Origin of the sequence: Moorena sp. SIO2C4 (assembly GCF_010672485.1) — a bacterium.
GTDB lineage: Bacteria > Cyanobacteriota > Cyanobacteriia > Cyanobacteriales > Coleofasciculaceae > Moorena > Moorena producens.
In genome coordinates, this window is record NZ_JAAHGN010000783.1 from 1 (window position 1) to 3,650 (window position 3,650).

At 44.8% G+C, this 3,650-nt stretch carries 4 protein-coding genes and 1 pseudogene; 3 read left to right on the forward strand and 2 right to left on the reverse strand.

The genetic code is table 11. The annotated features are described in order from the left end of the window. On the reverse strand, nt 1-465 hold a 465-nt coding region (locus F6K20_RS28955), incomplete at its 3' end, for a histidine phosphatase family protein (RefSeq protein ID WP_287296984.1). Between the two features lie 159 nt (nt 466-624). Here F6K20_RS28955 and F6K20_RS28960 point away from each other — a divergent pair. From F6K20_RS28960 to mutY, 3 genes and pseudogenes are all read left to right on the forward strand, one after another. Continuing rightward, nucleotides 625-1,584 (forward strand): RNA polymerase sigma factor, RpoD/SigA family, encoded by a 960-nt coding sequence (locus tag F6K20_RS28960; protein ID WP_008189520.1) that lies wholly within the window; start codon nt 625-627, stop codon nt 1,582-1,584. A 246-nt stretch (nt 1,585-1,830) separates the two neighbouring features. Beyond that, nucleotides 1,831-2,178, forward strand: coding sequence for a DUF760 domain-containing protein (locus F6K20_RS28965; protein WP_008189517.1), 348 nt, complete (start codon nt 1,831-1,833; stop codon nt 2,176-2,178). An 82-nt stretch (nt 2,179-2,260) separates the two neighbouring features. Continuing rightward, nucleotides 2,261-3,335, forward strand: a pseudogene (mutY, locus tag F6K20_RS40925) (A/G-specific adenine glycosylase). 141 nt (nt 3,336-3,476) lie between these two features. Here the strand turns inward: mutY and F6K20_RS28980 are convergent. Next, the coding region (locus tag F6K20_RS28980; RefSeq protein WP_287296986.1) for an ATP-binding protein at nt 3,477-3,650 on the reverse strand (174 nt) is incomplete at its 5' end.

Sequence of the window (3,650 nt, forward strand, 5' to 3'; positions counted from 1 at the left end):
TCCAACCAGTAGTAAGTCTTCTGAAAATTGAGCGGTGATACGTTGTGCAGTTTCACCTGTTCGTTTCAGTAAAGCAACACTTGTTTCTGGATATTCAGGGATTACACAGGAAGTATAACTGGTGTCAATTCGCTGAAACTGCTTGTGCAATACTTCATTAGGCAGTCTTTCTGGTTCAGTTGCCATCCACTCAGGATTGAGCCATTCACTTAAACCCAACTCTAGCTTAATGGGTAAATCCAGAATTTCTGCGACTTGGTTAGCCGTTTGGACAGTTCGTAAAAACGGTGAGGCGAATATATGCCGAATTCCTTTTCCTACAAGGCGTTGACCCAGTTGCGCTGCTTGCAGTTCACCATCTATTGAAAGGGGTGGATCATAGGGTCGCTCTGCCTTGTTGAACCATTCGGGGTTAACAAAGTCAAGGCGGTTTCCGTGTCTGGCAATCCAAACAGTTTGGGTCATGTTACCTTACACCCTCTTCGGGAATTTAGTTAAGTTATGTTAATTTTATGAAAATGATTTAACTGGAATCCCACAAAGCTTATCATCTGGTTTGGAAAACCAGCAGGGTCTGCTTTAATTTTCTTAATTTAAATCTCACTGATAACGCCATCGAATTCAATGAAAACCGCTCAGGACTCTACAGATTTAGTTCGTACCTATTTAAAGGAAATTGGTCGTGTACCATTACTGACCCATGAGCAGGAAATTTCTTACGGGAAAAAGGTTAAGCAGTTAACAACCTTAAAGGAAGTCAAAGAGTCCCTTGTCCAACAGCTGGGTCGTGAACCTACGTTTTCTGAGTGGGCAACAGCATCTTGCCTAACGGATTCTCAGTTAAAGTCTAGCATCGCTGTTGGTGAATCCGCTAAACGCAAGATGGTGGAAGCCAATTTGCGATTGGTGGTGGCAGTGGCAAAGAAATACATTAAGCGTAATCTCGAGTTGCTGGACTTGATTCAAGAGGGAACCATCGGCTTGCAGCGGGGTGTAGAAAAATTTGACCCTACCAAAGGCTATCGTTTTTCTACCTACGCCTACTGGTGGATAAGGCAGGCAATTACTCGTGCGATCGCAGAAAAAGGGCGCACGATTCGCCTTCCTATCCATATTACTGAGAAGTTAAACAAAATCAAAAAAGCCCAGCGCCAACTTTCCCAAAAGCTGGGACGAACAGCTACTATCTCAGAATTGGCAATTGAGTTGAACCTCACACCTGATCAATTGCGAGAGTACTTCGAGCAAGCACGTCAACCCCTCTCTTTGGAGTTGCGAGTGGGGGATAACAAAGATACAGAATTGGTTGAGTTGCTCGAAGACACCGGTCCTGGACCAGAAGACTTTGTGAATCAATCGTTAATGCAGCTAGACTTAGAGAAATTCATGGATGATTTGACACCGCAGCAGAGGCAGGTGTTGAGACTCCGTTATGGCTTGGCAGAGGTCGAACCGATGACATTAGCCAAAATTGGTCAACACCTCAACATCAGCCGTGAACGAGTGCGACAAATCGAACGAGAAGCGATCGCTAAACTTCGTAAGCGTCAAGGGGATATGCGGGAATATATCCCAGCTAGTTAATTTGTGCTGAGTCGGTTTAGTCATGAGTCATGAGTCATGACTCATGAGTCATGACTCACAATCACCAATGACTAATAGGTGAGAAAATCAGATCCTAGATGGTTCGGTTCCACCCACTTTGCCATGGTCATTTGCCTGTTAAAGTAATTAGAAATACGAAGCAGTAGAGCTAAACAGATAAACATCATCATTGGCTGCCGACTCTAGTAGAAAAACCGGAATTAGCCATCGCTAGGAGGTAAAACGGTGAATAACGCATCCAATCCCAATCATGTTCCTGAGTTCTTTGATAAAGATTCTGACAATAATTTACTCTGGCAGTATGTTCAATCGATGAGTCCAGAAACCATTACCCAGCTGTCTAGACCAACGTCTTCGGAAGTCTATCAGGTGATGGAAAACAATATTATGGGAATGTTGGGAAACTTGCCTTCCCAAGACTTTGGTGTAACTATCAGTACTAGCCGTGAGAATCTAGGTCGCCTTTTGGCTTCAGCCATGGTTAGCGGCTATTTCCTTAGGAACGCTGAACAACGTATGGTTTTTGACAAATCTTTGCAAATAGCTGAATCTCAATCTGTGGAGGAAAATTAGTCAAACCTTGGCCTAAAAGGGCTGAATCTATAGATTTTTGAGAGAAAATGCCCAATCGAATATCGGCAGACATCACCTGAGTCTGTCGGTTTCCATTATTGAGGAACAAAGAAGATCACTCTTGGACTGGTATGCCAGAGCTGGTCGAGATTTACCTTGGCGACGAAGTTGGGAACCCTATAGCATCTGGGTGTCTGAAATTATGCTACAGCAGACCCAGGTCAAAACGGTCATTCCCTACTATCACCGCTGGATGGAGCAATTTCCCACCCTCGAACATCTAGCATCTGCTGACTTACAGCAAGTCCTCAAAGCTTGGGAAGGTCTGGGATATTACTCCCGTGCTCGCAACTTGCACGCCTGCGCTAAAGTAATTATGCAGTCTCATGGTGGTGTTTTTCCCCAACAGCTGAGTCAGGTCTTAGCATTATCAGGGATTGGTAGAACAACAGCAGGTGGTATTCTCAGCGCTGCCTTCAATCAGCCAGTGGCTATTCTCGATGGTAATGTTAAACGAGTACTAGCACGATTGGTAGCATTGTCGATACCACCTGCCAAAGCCACTCAACAATTATGGAAGCGATCAGAAGCCTTACTGGATCATCAACATCCTCGAGAGTAAAACCTACGGAATAATGGATTTGGGAGCAACTATCTGTACTCGGAAAACTCCCAATTGCCCTGATTGTCCCTGGAAATCTTACTGTCAGGCTTACAATCATGGTATTCAATCTGAAATACCTATGCGAGAACCATCTTCTCCCCTACCCACAAAAAATATCGGTGTTGCTGTAATCTGGAACGACCAGGGACAAATTCTAATCGACCGCCGACCTGCAAAAGGCTTATTGGGTGGTCTTTGGGAGTTTCCTGGTGGCAAAATTGAGCTTGGTGAAACTGTTCCGGAATGTATTAAACGCGAAATTCAGGAAGAATTGGGCATTGAGATTGAGGTTGGTGAACACCTGATCACAATCAATCACGCCTACAGCCACTTTCGTGTTGTGCTAAGTGTACACCACTGTCGCCATCTCAGTGGTGTTCCGCAACCCATTGAATGTGATGAGATTCGCTGGGTCACCTTAGATGAAGTAGATCAGTTCCCCTTCCCCAAAGCCAATACTCAAATTATTGCGGCTTTGCGCTCTCAAGACTGAACAGCGATTACCTGATCGGTTCAACTGCTAAAGCGCTTTCAACCTTCAACCTTGGCCAATAGGCCACGCTACGGGAACAAACTTCAAACTTGGCCAATAGGCCACGCTACGGGAACAAACTTCAACCTTCAACCCCATTTGCTATCGATAAATCGGTAAGGTGAAGTTAAAACAGCTGCCACCCTTGATAGGTGAATCAACCCAAATGCGACCATAGTGGGCACGGATAATCTTTTGACATAGGGCTAAGCCCAACCCATAGCCTTCTATAGCTTCGTCTCGTTTAAGGCGGAAGTGGTCTTCAAAAATGCGATA